This window comes from Mesorhizobium sp. WSM4842 (genome assembly GCF_055901575.1).
On sequence record NZ_CM148372.1, the window covers coordinates 2,131,672 to 2,148,841 of the forward strand.

The following is a 17,170-nucleotide window of genomic DNA, read 5'->3' on the forward strand; positions in this document are numbered from 1 at the left end:
CTCTGGCGGCCATCTGATGGCGTTTTCTGCGCTTCCGGTGCTCACGGACCCAAATGTCCGCTGCGCGCCGGTTCTCGAAACCACCACCATATGACTCGCCAGAGCGAATTTCGAAACAGTCTCTTAGAGCGGCGGACATTCAAATCGAATCGTACGGCCGCTCTATCTTTTTGTTTGAGCATCGGATTTTCCCAAAACCGGTACCACCCTCGGGTCAGGCCCCGAGGGCAGGCTTTTGGGTCCGATGCTCTAGCCGCGCGCTGCCTGGCCCAAGCTCTCTCCACCCGGCTGCACATTGCAACCAATCCGCCAAACGGCTACTGCCATCACGAAATTGAGCCGGTTAAGCGATGAAGCTGGTCAGCTACAACATCCAATACGGCTTCGGCAGCGACGGCCGCTACGATCTCGCGCGCGCGGCACGCGTCGTGGCCGGCGCCGACATCATCGCCTTGCAAGAGGTGGAGCGGCACTGGCTGCGCAGCAGCGATGACGACCAGCCGGAACTTCTTTCGCGACTGCTGCCCGAATACTATTGGGTTTATGGGCCGGCCTTCGACATGGACGCCAGCGAGCGGCGTGACGGCCGCATCGTCAACCGGCGGCGGCAATTCGGCACCATGGTCCTGTCCAAGCTGCCGATCGTCTGGTCGCGCCTGCACACGCTGCCGCTGCGCCGCACCGTGCGTCCGCTCAACACCCGCAACGCAGCGCTGGAATGCATGATCCACACCCCTGCCGGTCCGGTGCGGGTGCTGTCGCTGCATCTCGCGCATATCGCCGCCGAAGAGCGGCTGGAGCAGATCGACTATCTGCTCGCCGAGCATCGCCGGGCGCCGTCCGACGGCGGCCCGTGGAGCGGCGCCGACGATGAGCCGGTGCGCAACTGGAGCAATGGCCAGCCGGAGCCGGAAAACCCGCTGGCGGCGATCTGGATGGGCGATTTCAACATGGAGCCAGGCAGCGTCGAGTACCGGCGCATCGTCGGCAGCATGCCCTATCATCGCGGTGCGGCCTATCTCGACGGTTTCGTCGATGCCGCCGCCGTCGCCGGCGAACCAACGTCGGATTTCCACACCCATGTGAAAACCATCGACGGCAGGCTGACAAAGCGCCGGCTCGACCATTGCTTCGTCGGCGGGATGTTGGCGGGACGGGTGCGCTCGGTCAGCGCCGATATCGGCGAAGTCGCTTCGGATCATTTTCCGCTGCGGGTCGACATCGACCTGGAAACGCCCTTCGCGACAGGGATCGGAGGCGCATGAGCCACCGATGACCCTGTCCGTCTTCTTCGCGGTGCTTGCCGCCGCCGCCATGCACGCGATCTGGAACGCGCTGGTCAAGGTCCATCTCGACCGCTTCCTGTCGATCACGCTGATGACGCTCGGCATGGGCGCCGTGGCGCTTCTGGCGCTGCCTTTCGTCGAGGTGCCGAGGGCGGAAGTGTGGCCGTACATCATCGCCTCGGTGATCTTCCATATGGGCTACAGGACGTTCCTGATCGGCGCCTACAAGGCCGGCGATTTCGCCCAGACCTATCCACTGGCGCGCGGCACGGCGCCGCTGCTGGCTGCACTTGGCGGCATCGTGGTCGTCGCCGAGGTACCGGCGCCACTCGCTATTCTCGGCATCGTCCTGCTGTCGGCGGGCACGCTGGTGCTGTCGTTTCGCGGCGGCGCACATCTGGAGAGGCTGAACCTGCGCGCGGTCGGCTTTGCGCTTGGCACCTCGATCTTCATCGCCGGCTATACGCTTTCCGACGGCAGCGGCGCGCGGCTGGCCGATACCGCCTCAAGCTATGCGGCATGGCTGTTCGTCTGTGATGCGGCATGGGCGTTGGTGCTGTGCCTGATCTTTCGCGGACCAAAAGCGCTGCCGGTGCTGGCGCGCGACTGGAAGGCGGGCGTGTACACCGGCGTGCTCAGCGGCGCCGCCTACTGGATCGTGATGTGGGCGATGACCAAGGCGCCGATCGCCTCGGTCGCGGCGCTGCGCGAAACCTCGATCCTGTTCGCCATGATGATCTCGGTGTTTGCGCTCGGCGAGAAGATGACAGGATGGCGCGGTGCCGCCGTGCTCAGCATTGTTGCCGGCGTCGTCGCGCTGAGGCTCGGATAGGCTAAGCGCCTGACTCGAGGTCGAACACCATCAGCCCGTCAGTGCCGCCTTCAAGCGCCGCGACCAGCCGGGCGCCGCTCGGCTGTGAGCCTCATGCACCAGATAGGCGTCGCGTGCGGCGGCATCGCGGAAGTCGATGGTGAAGCCGTGCGTGAAGCCGCGCGCGAACGGCTCTGGGCTGGTGTTGACGCTGAATTCGACCTTGCCCATACCGTCGATCACCCGCCGCAGCGCCTCAAGATCGGCATGGATTGCCGCGCGCTCGTCGTCGGTGACGTCATTGCGGAATCGAACGAAAACACAGTGCCTGATCATTCTTGGGATCTCATGCCGCTTGGTTGGTGGAAAACACGGCCGGCGGCAGTGGTTCGCGGCCAAGGATCAGATCGGCGCCCTTTTCGCCGACCATGATCGTTGGCGCATTGGTGTTGGAGGAGGGGATGTGCGGCATCACCGAGGCGTCGCAGACGCGCAACCCTTCGATGCCGCGCAGCCTGAGATCCGGCATCACCACGCTCATCGCATCATGACCCATGCGGCAGGTGCCGACAGGGTGGTGGTCGGTCTTGGAACTGCGGCAGGCATAGTCGAACAGCTCGTCGTCGCTGGTGAGTACCGGTCCCGGCAGCACCTCGCGCAGCACGTAAGGGGCTAGCGCTTTCTGCCGCATGATCTCGCGCGCCAGCCTGAGCCCCTTGATCGACATGTCGCGATCGTAGGGATCTGACCAGTAGTTCGGGTCGATCAGCGGGTGGTCGGCGGGGTCGGCGCTGTTCAGCCGCACCGTGCCGCGCGAATGTGGGCGCAGGAACGCCGAATTCAGCGTCACGCCCGGATTTTTCAGCTTCTCGACGCCGGCCTCGATGCCGGAGCCGAGGCCGAGATGGAGCTGGATATCGGGCGAGGCAGCGGTCGGATCGGCGTACCAGAAGCCGCCGGTTTCGAACAGGCTGGAGGCAACGGGACCTTTTTTCAGCAGCAGGTACTGCAAGCCGGCCCACACCGTCCGGTGCAGCTTGGCGTAATTGTCGTAGGTGTGGTCGCCGGTGCATTCGGCAATAACGAACAGGTCGAGATGATCCTGCAGGTTGGAGCCGACGCCGGGCAGGTCGTGGACTGGCGTCACGCCGACCGACTTCAGGTGGTCGGCCGGGCCGATGCCCGACTGCATCAAGAGCTTTGGCGAGCCGATGGCGCCGGACGAGACGATGACTTCGCGCTCGGCACGCAGGGTCGTCGGCTGGCCGCCCGGCCTGTCGACGATCTCGACACCGACGGCCCGGCCGTTCTCGACGACGATGCGCGTCACCAGCACGCCGGTCCTGACGGTCAGGTTCTTGCGCTCGCGGATCGGCCTGAGATAGGCGACCGAGGCGGAGGAGCGTCTCGCGTCCTTCTGCGTCAATTGGTAATAACCGACGCCTTCTTGGGCTATCCCGTTGAAGTCCGGATTGAAGGGAATGCCCATCTCCTGTCCAGCGCGGAAATAGGCCTCGCAGATCGGCAGCGGCGCAATCGGGTTCGACACGCCGAGCGGACCCTGGTCGCCGTGAAAATCGTTGGCGTAGCGCTGGTTGTTCTCGGCCCGCTTGAAATAGGGCAGCACGTCGCGATAGCCCCAGCCGGCAAGGCCCTCTTCCTTCTCCCAGGCGTCGTAATCGCGGGCGTTGCCGCGTGTATAGATCTGGGCGTTGATGGAGGAGCCGCCGCCGATCACCTTGGCCTGTGTGTACCGGAAGACGCGGTCCTTCATGTGCTTTTGCGGCACGGTCGACCAGCCCCAGGCGGCGATGCCCTTGGTCATCTTGGCGAAACCGGCCGGCATGTGGATCAGCGGGTGCCAGTCCTTGCCGCCGGCCTCGAGCAGCAGCACCTGATGCGACGGATCTTCGCTCAGCCGGTTGGCCAGGACGCAGCCGGCCGGGCCGGCGCCGGCGATGATGTAGTCGGTCATGGCGTCACCTGTTCACAACCTCGGCACCGACAGCGCACCGTCGACATTGATGATCGAGCCGGTCGAAAAACCGAGCTTGCCGCCGGCGAGTGCCGCCACCGCGGCCCCGACATCGGCGGCTTCGCCCCAGCGCTTCGCCGGCACCAGACCGCCGTCGATCAGCGCGTTGTATTTGGCGGTGACGCCTGATGTCATGTCGGTGCGGACGATGCCCGGCCGCACCTCGAACACACCGATATTTTCGGGAGCAAGCCGCAGCGCCAGGGTCTTCACCCACATCGAAAGCCCGGCTTTGGAGATGCAATAGTCGGCACGTTCCGGCGAGGCCATTTCGGCGCTGACCGAGGTGATGGTGATGATCGACCGGGGGTAAGCACCCGGCTCCGCAAGCATCGCCTTGGCAACGGCCTGGCTGAGGAAGACGGTGCCGCGCAGATTGATGGCGAGGATCCGGTCGAAATTCTCCGGTTTCAATTCCAGCAGGTCGCCGCGTATGACGGCGCCGATGCCGGCATTGTTGATGAGGCAGTCGATGCGGCCGAAGGCGCTTGTCGCGGCATCGACCAGTGTGGCATGGCGGTCGAGATCGGCGATGTCGCCGCAATGGTAGGCGAATTTCGCGCCGCGGGCAGTGATGTCAGCGGCAAGTCCGTCGGCGGCTTCTTCGGCAAGATCAACGACAAGGATGTCGAAGCCCGCATAGGCCAGCGCTTCGGCGCAAGCAAGGCCGATGCCGCGCGCGCCGCCGGTAACGATGGCTGCCGGGCGGTTCATGTGAAGATCTCCCTTCGCATGTCAGTGCCGCCCCTCATCGCCCTGCCGGGCACTTCTCCCCGTATATTGACGGGGAGAAGGACGCCTTCATCGCCTGCTTCGCCAATCGCCAGCGTTGCAAAAAAAGCGCCGAGGTTGCGGCCAGCGGGCTTCTCCCCGTTCACGGGGAGAAGGTGCCGGCAGGCGGATGAGGGGCAGCGCAAACCAATCATGCCAGCTCGCTCTTGCGGATGTGATCGGCGACGCGCAGGGCCTGCGCGGCAATCGAAAGTGCTGGGTTAACTGCGGCCGAGTTCGGCAGGAAGCTGGCGTCGACGACAAACAGGTTCTTGTGGTCGAACGAGCGGCAGAACGGGTCGAGCGGCGAGGTTGCCGGATCGTCGCCCATCTTGACCGTGCCGCATTGGTGCGAGGGCGTGCGCTTGTCGAAAGGCCGCGACAGGACGATCGGATAGCCGCAGGCGCGGAAATTCTCGCGCATCACCTTGGTCAGTCGCTCAAGCGACTGCATGTTGGAGCGCCGCCACTGCATGACGATGTCCTTGCCGTCGACCATGATGCGGCTTTCGGGATCGGGCAGGTCCTCGCACATCAGGTACCAGTCGACGGTGTGGCCGGCTATGAAGTCCAGCGCGAATTTGGGAGCAAGCTTGACGTTGGCCCTCAAGATATAGCCATCGATTTTGCCGAGAAGCTGGACGTTGCCGAGCGGCTTGCCGCCCTTGCCGTCGGACAGATAGTAGTCGTTGAGCATCAGCGTCTTCTGGTAGACGGATGTGTTCCTGCGGCGTGGGTCGATCGCCAGCATGGCGCTCGAATTGTGGTTCATGAAGTTGCGGCCGACTTGGTCGGAACGGTTGGCGAGTCCGTTGCCGCCTCCCTTGCTGCTGGGGGAGGGCGAGCGCAGCAGGATGACCGCCGAATTGACCGCGCCGGCCGAGAGGATGACCAGCTTCGGCGTCACTTTCTTCAGCGTGCCATTCTGGCGATAATGAACGGCGGCGATCGTTCTGGCATCCGATGACGCTTCGAGATATTCGACATGGGCACCGGTCTCGAGCTTGATGTTCCGGTCGGCCAGTGCCGCCGCGAGCGGCCCCGTTTGGGCGTCGACCTTGCCGGTCCCGGTGTTGGGAAACGCGTCCCAGCCTGTCTTGCCGTCCTTCAGCCAGGCATCGATATCGACGCCGAGCGGCAGCGATGCCGGATGCAGGCCGAGTCCCTTGAGTTCGGCGCGGGCGCGGGCGATGGGCGGCTCGTCCGGCACCGGCCCGAACGCATAGGGGATCGAGTGGAACGGTTCGGTTGGGTCTTCGCCGAGTGCGCCGCGCACGCGAAAAAGCTGCTCGGCCTTGGAGTACCATGGCTCGAACTCCTCATAGGAGAACGGCCAGGCCGGCGAGACGCCGCCATAGTGCTCCATCTCCGAAAAGTCTTCCTTGCGGTAGCGGATCAGCACCGCGCCATAGAATTTCGAATTGCCGCCGACATAGTAGTAGTTGCCGGGATTGAACGCAGCACCCCCGGCCTCGCGCCACATTTCCTTCGGCCGATAGTGGCCGTCGACGAAGATGGCGCGCGTGTCGCGCGTATGCGGCGTCGCCGGCAGCGTCTCGCCGCGCTCCAGCATCAGGATCGAGGCGCCACTGCCGGCAAGGCCGGAAGCGATCGTGGCGCCGCCGATGCCGGAGCCGATGATGACGATGTCCGGGTTTGTCATGGCTGTCAGAGGATACGGTTCTCGGTCGCCGGATCGAAGAACACCGCCTTGGTCAGGTTGAAGGCGAGCGGCGTGACCGTGCCCGGCTGGATATTGGCGTCGGCGCGCAGACGCGCCACCACCGCCTTGCCGCCGAGATTGGTGACGGCGAAGGTATCGGAGCCGGCCGGTTCCACGACTTCGATATGACAGTCGGCGGTGGCGATGTTCGACGCGTTGCGTTCGGCTCCTTCAGGATCGGTCAGGGCCTCGGGGCGGACGCCGAAGATTATCGGCTTGCTGTGGAATGCCGACAGACCCGTCGGCGCATCGGCCAGCGGCAGCGAGATCGGCTCGCGCGCCTCGCGCTGCAGCACCACGGAAAGCGCATTGCCATTGCCGCCGATCGTCGCCGGAATCAGATTCATCGCCGGCGAGCCCATGAAGTCGGCAACAAACAGGTTGGTTGGGTTGTTATAGATTTCGGCCGGCGTGCCGAACTGCTGCACCTCGCCGTCGCGCATCACCGCGATCTTGGTGGCCAGCGTCATCGCCTCGATCTGGTCGTGGGTGACGTAGACGATTGTCGTGCCGGTGGTCGCGTGCAGCCGCTTGATCTCGATGCGCATGTCGACGCGCAGCTTGGCGTCGAGATTGGAGAGCGGCTCGTCGAAGAGAAAGAGCTTGGGGTCGCGTACCAGCGCCCGGCCCATGGCGACGCGCTGGCGCTGGCCGCCGGAAAGCTGGCTCGGCTTGCGCTGCAGGAGGTGGCCGATCTGCAGCACCTTCGCCACCTTGTCGATCGCCTTCTGGCGCTCCTGAGCCGGCACGCCGCGCATCTCCATGCCGAAGGCAATGTTTCCGGCGACAGTCATGTTCGGATAGAGCGCGTAGCTCTGGAACACCATGGCGATGTCGCGCTTTGAGGGATGGAGATCGTTGATCGTTCGGCCGTCGACACGGATCTCGCCTTCGGTGATGGTTTCCAGGCCGGCGATGGTGTTGAGCAAGGTCGACTTGCCGCAGCCGGACGGGCCGACCAGCACCAGGAAGCCGCCCTTTTCGAGATCAACGTCGATGCCCTTCAGGATCTCGACCGATCCGAACCGCTTCCTCAGCCCATTGATTTCGAGAAAAGCCATTCGATTATCCTTTGACGGCGCCGGCCATCAGGCCGCGCACAAAATAGCGGCCAGCGACCACGTAGACGAGAAGGGTCGGCAGTGCGGCGATCATCGCTGCCGCCATGTTGACGTTGTATTCGACGACGCCGGTCGAGGTGTTGACGACGTTGTTCAGCGCCACGGTCATCGGCATCGCGTCACCGGTGCCGGCATAGGCCGAGGCGAACAGGAAGTCGTTCCAGATGTTGGTGAACTGGTAGATGACGGTGACGACGAAGATCGGCATCGAATTCGGCAACATGATGCGCCGGAAAATCTGGAAGAAGCTGGCGCCGTCGACCTGTGCCGCCTTGACCAGTTCGGTCGGGAACGCCTCGTAATAATTGCGGAAGAACAGCGTTGTGAAGCCAAGCCCGTAGACGACGTGGACAAAGACCAGGTTGACCGTCGGGTTGCCGAGACCGAATGAAAATCCCGTTGCGTTTCGCAGCGTCACGCCGAAACGGCCAAGGCTGCCGAGGATCGTCGCCATCGGCAACAGCACCGACTGGAACGGGATGAAGCAGGCAAACAGCATCAGCCCGAAGACCAGCGTGTGGCCGCGGAAGCGCCATTTGGTCAGGACATAGCCGTTGAGCGCGCCGAGCAGCGTCGAGATCAGCACCGCCGGAACCACCATCTTGATGGAATTCCAGAAATAGCCCTTGATGCCGGCGCAGGTCAGGCCGACGCAGGTCTCGCCCCACGCCTTCAGCCACGGCTCGAAGGTCGGCGCCTGCGGCAGCGCCAGCATGTTGCCGTTCTGGATCTCGTCCATCGTCTTGAACGAAGTCACCAGCATGACGAACAGCGGCATCAGGTAGAACAGCGCGAACAGCGCCAGCAGGCCATAGATGACGATGCGGTTGACGGTTTTGGCGCTGATGCCGCCAGTGCTCTGGCGAGCGGGAGTGGCAATGACGCTCATCGCGGCCGCTCCCTGAGCTCGGAATAAAGATAGGGCACGATGATCGCGGTGATGGTCATCAGCATGATCACGGCGCTGGCCGAGCCGACGGCCATTTCGTTGCGCTTGAAGGTGTACTCGTACATGAAGTTCGAGGGCAACCAAGCCGAGCCGCCCGGCCCGCCGCTGGTCAGCGCTACGACCAGATCGTAGGACTTGATGGCGAGGTGGGCGAGCACGATGAAGGCCGACAGGAAGATGGGCCGCAGCAGCGGGATGACGATGCGCCGATAGAGCTGGAAAGTCGTGGCGCCGTCGATCTGCGCCGCCTTCATGATCTCCCCGTCGATGCCGCGCAGGCCGGCGAGGAACATCGCCATGATGAAACCCGAGGCCTGCCAGACGCCGGCGATCACCACGGTGTAGATGACGAAATCCTTGTTTTTGATCCAGTCGAAATGGAAGCTCGTCCAGCCCCATTGGTGCAGCGTCTGCTCAAGGCCGAGGCCGGGATCGAGGAACCATTTCCAGGCGACGCCGGTGACGATGAAAGACAGCGCCATCGGGTAGAGATAGATCGGCCGCAACATGCCTTCGCCGCGGATCTTCTGGTCGAGCAGGATCGCCAGGAACAGGCCGAGCGCCAGGCAGATGAAGATGTAGAGAAAGCCGAAAATGCCCATATTGGTGATCGACGTGTACCAGCTCGACGGCGGGTCGCTCTCGAAAGTCCAGCGCCACAGCCGCTGATAGGCGCGCGGCCCTGATATGGCATAGGACGGGAAGGTCTTGGAGTTGGTGAAGGACAGATAGACCGTCCACAGGATGAAGCCGTAGACGAAGACGATTGTGATCGCAAAGCTTGGCGCCAGTACGATCTTCGGCAGCGCGTCCTGCAGGCGCGAACGCATGGAGACACCCGGGCGGGCATTATGCTCCGGCGTCAGCTTGATCTGGGTCGCGACCGTAGTCATGGGCTCCTCCCTCTCGGGTCCCTTCACCGCCAGGCGGGGAAGGATAGCCCCGTCGAGACGGGGCGTGTTGGTTGATCGCCGGCGCCATTCCGACCAGAGGCCGACCATCCTGGCTTGGTGGAACCTTCCCCACCGGAGCGGGGAAGGTCCTTTCATGCCGGTTCTTATTTGGCGTCTTCGATTGCGTTAACCAGCTGGGTCACGGCCTCGTCCGAGGTCTTGATCTGGCCGTGGACGAACTTCGAGACGACGTCCTTATAGGCATTGGCGACAGCCGGCGGCGCGCCATAGCCTTGCGCCAGCGAACCGAACAGCGTGCCGCCTTCGTTGGCGGCCTTCAGGTCGGCCATGCCCTTCTTGCCGCAAGCGTCGAAGTCGGTGTCGGGCACGTCGGTGCGGGCCGGGACCGAGCCCTTGACGACGTTGAAAGCCGACTGGAAGCTCTTCGACAAAGTGGCGGTGGCCAAGGCGGCCTGGGCGGCCTTGCGGTCCTCCGGAACGTCGAACATGCCGAACATGTCGGAGTTGTAGACCACGCTGCCGTCGGTGCCCGGGAAGCGGTAGCACAGGAAGTCGGTGCCCGGGGTCTTCTTGGCGGCGTTGAATTCGCCCTTGGCCCAGTCGCCCATGACCTGCACCAGCGCATCGCCCTTGATGACCATGGCGGTGGCAAGGTTCCAGTCGCGGCCGGAGAAGTTCGGGTCGACATAGGTGACGAGCTTGGCAAGGTTGTCGAACGACTTCTTCATCGTGTCGGACTTCAGCTGCTCCTCGTCGAGGTCGTTGAAGGCCTTCTTGTAGAACTCAGGTCCGCCGGTCGACAGCACGACCGAATCGAACATGGTGGCTTCCTGCCAGTTCTGGCCGCCGAGCGCGAGCGGGATGACGCCCGCCGCCTTGGCCTTGTCGAGCAGCGCGATGAATTCGTCGAAGGTCTTGGGCTCGGTGCCGCCGATCTTGTCCATCACCGCCTTGTTGATCCACAGCCAGTTGACGGAGTGGACGTTGACCGGAGCCGCGACCCACTTGCCGTCATAGACCGAGAATTTCTGCAGGGCGGCCGGAACGGATTTGTCCCAGCCTTCCTTTACCGCCGTCTCGGTCAGGTCGCCCATCACGCCGGCCGCGGCATAATCGAGCACGGTATAGCCGAGCATCTGGGAGGCGGTCGGGTAGTTGCCGGCCGCGACCATCGCCTTCAGCGCGGTCATGGCGGCGTCGCCGCCGCCGCCGGCCACGGGCACGTCCTTCCAGGCAAAGCCTTGCTTGGCCAGATCCTCCTTGAGCACGTTCAAGGCAGCCGCTTCGCCGCCAGACGTCCACCAATGCAGCATCTCGACTTCCTTGACGTCCTGGGCATGGGCCGCGAACGCAAGACCCGAGCCGAGAGCCGTTCCGATAAGCAATTTGCGCAACATGTACTTCCTCCCTTGTTGCAGCTACACGACCGGCGATTGTCCGCCGGGTTCTTCCCAACTCAGCCGACCCACCATCCGGTGCGCTGGCCGCGATGAAACTGGATTGTCTTTTCTTCGGTATAGTCCTCAACGGCGCGCTTGCCGAGTTCGCGTCCCAGACCGGACTGCTTGTAGCCTCCGAAAGGCAGCTCGGGATAACCTTCCATGAACGTGTTCACCCAAACGGTTCCCGAACGCGCATTCCGCGCCACCGACATGCAGGTGTCGATGCTGGCGCTCCACACGCCCGCCGATAGACCATAAGGCGTGTTGTTGGCGATGCGCAACGCCTCTTCAATCGATCCAAACGTCAGCACCGACAGCACCGGTCCAAACACTTCTTCACGCGCAATGGCCATGTCTTCGGTGACGCCGCGAAGGATGGTCGGATCGAGATATTGACCGGCACTGGAGGCGATTTGCTTGCCGCCGCTATAGATGCTGCTGCCGTCGCTTGCCGCCGCCGCCACGTAGCCGGTCACCTTGGAAAGGTGCTCGGAAGAGATCATCGCGCCGACCTTGGTGCTGATATCGAGCGGATCGCCGACGGTCACCCTTGCGGTGAGCGCCTTCACTGCGCCGAGGAAGTCGTCGGCTATCGCCTCATGAACGATCAGCCGGCTGCCGGCGTTGCAGCATTCGCCGGCGTTGAAGAAGCCGCCGAACACTGCCGCGTCGGCTGCCGCTTCGAGGTCGGCATCTGGAAAGACGATCTGGCCGTTCTTGCCGCCAAGCTCCATTGAGACCTTCTTCAGCGAGTTCGCAGCCGACGCCATCGTCATCTTGCCGACTCGGGTGGAGCCGGTGAACGACACCATCTCGACCAGCGGGTGGCTGACCATCGGCGCGCCGACATCGGCGCCCAGGCCGGCGAGGATGTTGACGACGCCGTCCGGCAAGCCGGCCTGCATCAAGATGTCGCCGAGCACGAAGGTCGAGGCCGAGGTCATCTCGCTCGGCTTGACCACCGCCGTGCAGCCGGCGGCGAGCGCGAACGGCAGTTTCTGGCTGACGATGAGGAAGGGAAAATTCCACGGCGTGATGATCGAGACGACGCCGATCGGTTCACGCAGCACGACGCCCAGCATGGCGTCGCCGAGATTGGCGTAGGTTTCGCCATGGAGCGTGCGGGCAAGCGCCGCGGCATAGCGCCAGATGTCGACGGCGCCGCCGATCTCGCCGCGCGCCTGGGCGATCGGCTTGCCGGATTCCAGCGCGTCGAGCCGGGCAATCTCCTCGAGCCGCGCCTCGATCAGGTCCGCCGCCTTGAGCAGGATCGCTGCGCGCTCTGCTGCCTTCATGCGCGGCCAAGGGCCGGTCTCAAAAGCCTTGTGCGCGGCGGTCACCGCCGCCTCGACTTCGGCCGCGCCGGCTTGTGCATAGCGCGAAACGGTGAAGCCGTGGCCGGGGCTGTTGCGCTCCAGCGTGCGGCCGTCGCGCGCATCGACGAACTTGCCGTCGATCAGCAGCCGGTAGGTCTTCGGCGTCGCGGATGCCTCGGCGGGCATGGCGATAGTGAGGGGCAAGTTCATGTGATTTCCAGGTCCCGCATGCATTCTAGGATCTTGAAAACGCTGGTTTCTGTTTGGTCTTGAAAGCGTCGATGCCGGCCTTGAGGTCGCCGGTCAGCGCGATGAAGCCGCTGGCCAGCGCCTCTGTCGCGGCAGCACTTTCCTCGCCCTCGGCGACCGCGATCATCAGCTTGGCGGCCTGCGTTGCCAGCGGGCCGCGCTCGGCGATCTTGCCGGCCCAGGCCTTGGCCTCGATGAATGCCTTGCCCGTGTCGACCACCCGGTCGACGATGCCCAGAGCGAGTGCTTCGGCCGCCACGAACGTCTCGCCGCCGATTGCCATGCGCCGCACCGTCTGCGCGCCGAAGCGGCGCACCGCGCGCTGCGTGCCGGACCAGCCGGGCACCACGCCGATCGCGGTTTCCGGAAAACCTAATTTGACCTGCGCCTCGGCGACACGGAAGTCGCAGGCGACCGCCAGTTCCAGCCCGCCGCCCAGCGCATGGCCGGACAGCACGGCGATGGTCGGCTGCCGCAACCGCGCCAGCCGGTCGAAGACGCGGTGGCCATAACGCACCCATTGCACCTGAAAATCGGCGGCGCTCATTTGCGACCACGCTTCGACGTCGCCGCCGGCGCAAAAGCCCTTGCCTTCGCCGCACAGCAGCACGACGCGGACGCCGTCCGCGGCCTCGGCCGTATCGAGCGCGGCTTCCAGCGCGCGCAGCATCGGGATGTCGAGCGCGTTGAATTTCTCCGGCCGGCGCAGCGTGACGATGCCGAGGTCGCCGTCGGTTTCAAAGGTGACGAGACGCTCAGCCATGCGCGCCTCCAAGCGAGGCGCCGCCATTGAGCGACAGTCCGATCGGCCGGTCACGGTAGAGCGCGTCCGGCGTGACTTTCAGGTCGTTGGCGACGGCGAGCGGGATCTCGGCCTGCGCCAGCACGTCGCGCTGAAGGTCGATGCCCGGCGCCAACTCCGTCACCATCAGCCCGTCCGGCGTCAGCTTCATGACGCAGCGTTCGGTGACATAGGTGATGTCCTGTCCTTGCGCGACCGCGCGCTTGCCCGAGAAGGAGATGTGCTCGACCTCGCCGACCACTTTCTTGACCTTGCCTTCCCCGTCGATACGGATGCCGCCATCGGCCAGCGACAGCTTGGCGCCGGCATTGAAGAAGCCGGAAAACACGATCTTCTTCGCTCGCGCAGTGATGTCAACAAAACCGCCGGCGCCGGCGGTGACATGCGGCCTCGCCGAAAGCTTCGACACGTTGACCGAGCCGTGGCGGTCGATCTGCAGGAAGGACAGCAGCGAGGCGTCGAAACCGCCACCCTGGAAGTAGATGAACTGGTGTGGCGAAGGCATGAAGGCGTCGGCGTTCGATGAGCAGCCGAACTTGAAGTCGAGCAGCGGCACGCCGCCGACCGCGCCCTGTTCGATCACCCAGGTGACCTTGCCGTGCTGGCCTTCCTCGAGAAGGATGCGCGGCACATTGGCCGAGATGCCGAAGCCGATATTGACGGCCATGCCGTCGGCAAGCTCCATCGCGACGCGCCGCGCGATCACTTTCTGGACGCTCATCTCGGCGTTACGGAAAGTCGACAGCGGCCGGAAGATCTCGCCCGAGATCGCCGGATCGTAGGATGTGAGCGTCGTCTGCAACTGGTCGGGCGCCACCACGATATGGTCGACCAGCACACCGGGCACGCGCACGTCATGCGGCTTCAGCGTGCCGTTCTCGACGACGCGCTTGACCTGCGCGATGACGATGCCACCGTTGTTGCGGGCGGCGAGCGCCTGTTCCAGCCCGCCGAGATAGGCGCCCTCGTGCTCATAGGTCAGGTTGCCGCGCTCGTCGGCCGTCGTCGCCCGGATGATCGAGACGTCAGGCACGATCGAGCGGAAATAGAGCCATTCCTCGCCGTCGAACTGCTGCACCGAAACGATCGGCTCGCTGGCGGCCGCGTTCATGGCACAGCCCTGATGACGCGGGTCGGCGAACGTGTCGAGGCCGACCTTGGTCAGCACACCGGGGCGCTTGGCCGCAGCCTCGCGGTGCATGTCGAACAATATGCCGGATGGCACGTTGTAGGCGGCGACCGAATTGTCGCCGATCATCTTCCAGATCTGCGGCGGCTCCGAAGATGACGGGCCGGACGGATAGGAGCCGCACAGCGTGCGCTTCAACAGGCCGGGCTTGGCCAGATGGTCGATACCCTTGATGCCGTACATGTCGCCGGCGGCGATCGGATGCAGCGTCGTGATGTTCTTCGGATGGCCTTCCGCGTCGAAGCGCTCGCCGATCGCGGCGAGTACCGCATCCGGGCAGCCGAGACCGCTCGACGACGACACGGAAACGACCATGCCGTCCCTGATCAGGCTGGCGGCTTGCGCTGCGGAGATGAGCTTGCTCACCCTGCCCCCCCGAGTTTCGGATCGATCGCGGCTGATTTGCCGGACTTGGCGGATTGCAACGCCGCTTCGGCTGAAGTCAGCGACCAGACGCCGTCCTCGCCGGTCGCCGACGGCTGGCCTTCGCCACGGATCGCCGCATGGAACTGGCGCAAAGACCTGACATAGAGATCTTCGCGGTCGAAGCTCAATTCTTCCTCGCCCTGTGCCGTGCGCAGCAGCACAGAGCCGATCGGCTTCTGCGTCATCACATCTTTCGCGATCAGGGAGCCTTCGCTGCCATGCACCTCGAAGCCGGTGCCGGCGAATTTGGTGGTGAAGCCCTCATGCGACTGGGCGATGATGCCCGATTTGAAGCGCCAGATGCACATGGCGCCGTCCTCCAGGCCGCCGGCGGCCATGCCTGCGGCCTGGGTGAACGCCGAAACCTCGAGCGGATCGTCGTCGAGCACGAAACGCAGCGTGTCGGCATCGTGCACGGTGATGTCGAGCACCACGCCGCCGCCGGCTTCCGGCCTGGTGATGCGCCAACCCTGCAAATTCTCAGGCAGATAGACCGAGTGGAAGACGCGCGCGGCGATCGGCTTGCCGATGCGGCCGCCGGCAATGGCTTCGCGCATCGCCCGGTGCGCGCCGGCATTGCGCAGATGATGGTTGGTGCCGAGCACGATGCCGGCCGCCTTGGCGGCGGCGACCATTGCGCGTGCATCGGCGCTGGTCAGCGCCAGCGGCTTTTCGCACAGCACATGTTTTCCCGCCCTGATGGCGGCTAATGCCTGTTCGAGATGCAATTCGTTGGTGGTCGAGATGTAGACGGCGTCGATGCCGGAGCCGCGCAATTCATCGAGCGTCGAGACGGCGAGCGGAATGCCGTTGTCCTTGGCATAGGAAGTGGCGCGATCCGGGCTGGAACTCATCACCGCCGTGATCTCGCTGTTCGGTTGCGCGCGGATGGCATTGATCATGAATTGCCTGGCGATCGTGCTTGCGCCGATCAGTCCCCATTTGACGGTCATGCCGCGTCTCCCATTCCAGCGCGGCGATCAGGACCGCAACTGTCCCTGACGACGAGGTTGACGGCGCCGATATGATCCTCGGCGCGCGTGGTGCGCGACTGGATCATCTTCAGCATGACATGGGCGGCGCGCTCGCCCAGGCCTGCCGAATCCACCGCGACGCTGGTCAGCGCCGGCATGTAATGCTGGGCTTCGATCACGTCGTCGAAGCCGACGACGGCGAAATCCGCGCCGGGCTCGAGGCCGCGCTTGCGCAGCGCCAACATGACGCCGAAGGCGACCGCATCGTTGAAGCACAGCGCCGCGGTCGGCGGCTCGGCCATGGCGAGGGCCGTCTCCAGGCAGGCAATGCCGCCCTTGCGGCTGGTTTCGCCTTCGACGACGAGTATATCGCGTTTGGCGATGCCGAGCCCCTCGCAGGCCTCGCGAAAACCGCCCAGCCGCTCGTGATAGACCACCAGATCCGATGAGCCGCCGAAGAAGGCCAGCCGGCGATGCCCTTTGCCGATCAGATGGGCGGTGGCGAGCCAGGCGCCGCGATGATTGTCAGGCGCGATCACCGGGATGCGGCTTTCAGGAAGGCGGCGCATGGTGAAGACGATCGGAAGCCCCGCCGTCTCGATGCGGCGGAAAGCACCGGGCGTCGTGCCGCGCGCCGGCGACACGATCAGCCCGGCGACACCTTGCTCCATCAGCGATTTCAGCACCTCTTCCTGGCGCACCGGGTTCTCCGCCGTGTTGGCGATGAACGGCACGATGCCCGCCGACTGGAAGACACGCTCCATGCCGACCGCCATTTCGGCGAAAAACGGGTTGGTAAGGTCGTTGATGACCATGCCGATGACGTTGGAGTGGGCCTTGCGCAGATTGGCGGCGCCGCGGTTGTAGACATAGCCGACATCCTCGATCGCCTTGCGAACCTTCAGCGCGGTCTCAGGCCGGATCAGACCGCTGCCCTGCAGCACGAGCGACACCGTCGACTTGGACACGCCCGCCTCACGGGCAATGTCGAGTATCGTCGCCTTGGGCCTGCTGGCCATCCCGATCGTCCTTCGGTATTTTCTGGTCGAATTTATTGGAACGTTCTAATTCCGTGCTGCATTTGAGTCAATCAGGATTTTCTCGAATCCAGAAAACGAGTACCCCGCGGCTGAGGACGGTGCACTCAAAGGGCTTTGTCGCT

15 protein-coding genes are annotated in these 17,170 nt (G+C 64.2%); 2 read left to right on the top strand and 13 right to left on the bottom strand.

The genetic code is table 11. The annotated features are described in order from the left end of the window. The first annotated feature begins 350 nt into the window (after window positions 1-350). Window positions 351-1,265: an endonuclease/exonuclease/phosphatase family protein gene (locus AC0NIE_RS10295; protein ID WP_473486398.1), complete on the top strand. Its 915-nt coding sequence runs from the start codon at window positions 351-353 to the stop codon at window positions 1,263-1,265. A gap of 7 nt (window positions 1,266-1,272) precedes the next feature. Continuing rightward, window positions 1,273-2,118, top strand: a complete 846-nt coding sequence (locus AC0NIE_RS10300) for an EamA family transporter (RefSeq protein WP_473486399.1) — start codon at window positions 1,273-1,275, stop codon at window positions 2,116-2,118. Between the two features lie 30 nt (window positions 2,119-2,148). On the opposite strand, the gene AC0NIE_RS10305 is transcribed toward AC0NIE_RS10300, so the two are convergent. The 13 genes from AC0NIE_RS10305 to AC0NIE_RS10365 form a co-directional block, all read right to left on the bottom strand. Further along, window positions 2,149-2,433, bottom strand: a complete 285-nt coding sequence (locus AC0NIE_RS10305; RefSeq protein ID WP_473486400.1) for a Dabb family protein — start codon at window positions 2,431-2,433, stop codon at window positions 2,149-2,151. Window positions 2,434-2,443: 10 nt separating this feature from the next. Then, window positions 2,444-4,072: a GMC family oxidoreductase gene (locus AC0NIE_RS10310; RefSeq protein WP_473486401.1), complete on the bottom strand. Its 1,629-nt coding sequence runs from the start codon at window positions 4,070-4,072 to the stop codon at window positions 2,444-2,446. A gap of 12 nt (window positions 4,073-4,084) precedes the next feature. After that, window positions 4,085-4,846 (bottom strand): 3-ketoacyl-ACP reductase, encoded by a 762-nt coding sequence (locus AC0NIE_RS10315; RefSeq protein WP_473486402.1) that lies wholly within the window; start codon window positions 4,844-4,846, stop codon window positions 4,085-4,087. A 208-nt stretch (window positions 4,847-5,054) separates the two neighbouring features. Beyond that, a complete protein-coding gene (locus tag AC0NIE_RS10320) occupies window positions 5,055-6,566 on the bottom strand; it encodes a GMC oxidoreductase (protein ID WP_473486403.1) in 1,512 nt (503 codons plus the stop codon). A gap of 5 nt (window positions 6,567-6,571) precedes the next feature. Then, the gene (locus AC0NIE_RS10325; RefSeq protein ID WP_192356886.1) at window positions 6,572-7,687 is read right to left on the bottom strand and encodes an ABC transporter ATP-binding protein; all 1,116 of its coding nucleotides are present in this window, start codon (window positions 7,685-7,687) and stop codon (window positions 6,572-6,574) included. Between the two features lie 4 nt (window positions 7,688-7,691). Beyond that, entirely contained in the window at window positions 7,692-8,636 is a 945-nt protein-coding gene (locus AC0NIE_RS10330) for a carbohydrate ABC transporter permease (RefSeq protein WP_473486404.1), read from the bottom strand. Then, entirely contained in the window at window positions 8,633-9,589 is a 957-nt protein-coding gene (locus AC0NIE_RS10335; RefSeq protein ID WP_473486405.1) for a carbohydrate ABC transporter permease, read from the bottom strand. The genes AC0NIE_RS10330 and AC0NIE_RS10335 overlap by 4 nt, the downstream gene beginning before the upstream one ends. A 164-nt stretch (window positions 9,590-9,753) precedes the next feature. Next, window positions 9,754-11,007: an ABC transporter substrate-binding protein gene (locus tag AC0NIE_RS10340; protein WP_091600411.1), complete on the bottom strand. Its 1,254-nt coding sequence runs from the start codon at window positions 11,005-11,007 to the stop codon at window positions 9,754-9,756. Between the two features lie 59 nt (window positions 11,008-11,066). Then, window positions 11,067-12,578 (bottom strand): aldehyde dehydrogenase family protein, encoded by a 1,512-nt coding sequence (locus AC0NIE_RS10345; protein WP_473486406.1) that lies wholly within the window; start codon window positions 12,576-12,578, stop codon window positions 11,067-11,069. A gap of 25 nt (window positions 12,579-12,603) precedes the next feature. Beyond that, window positions 12,604-13,380 carry an enoyl-CoA hydratase/isomerase family protein gene (locus AC0NIE_RS10350; RefSeq protein WP_473486407.1) on the bottom strand — a complete coding sequence of 259 codons (777 nt, stop codon included), beginning with the start codon at window positions 13,378-13,380 and terminating at the stop codon, window positions 12,604-12,606. After that, on the bottom strand, window positions 13,373-14,974 hold the full coding sequence (locus tag AC0NIE_RS10355; RefSeq protein ID WP_473486408.1) for an acyl CoA:acetate/3-ketoacid CoA transferase: 1,602 nt from the start codon (window positions 14,972-14,974) through the stop codon (window positions 13,373-13,375). The genes AC0NIE_RS10350 and AC0NIE_RS10355 overlap by 8 nt, the downstream gene beginning before the upstream one ends. Further along, window positions 14,971-15,987, bottom strand: coding sequence for a Gfo/Idh/MocA family protein (locus AC0NIE_RS10360; protein ID WP_473486409.1), 1,017 nt, complete (start codon window positions 15,985-15,987; stop codon window positions 14,971-14,973). The genes AC0NIE_RS10355 and AC0NIE_RS10360 overlap by 4 nt, the downstream gene beginning before the upstream one ends. After that, complete coding sequence (locus AC0NIE_RS10365; protein ID WP_123149668.1) at window positions 15,984-17,027, bottom strand: LacI family DNA-binding transcriptional regulator; 1,044 nt, start codon at window positions 17,025-17,027, stop codon at window positions 15,984-15,986. Before AC0NIE_RS10365 ends, AC0NIE_RS10360 begins: the two co-directional genes overlap by 4 nt. Window positions 17,028-17,170: the final 143 nt, after the last annotated feature.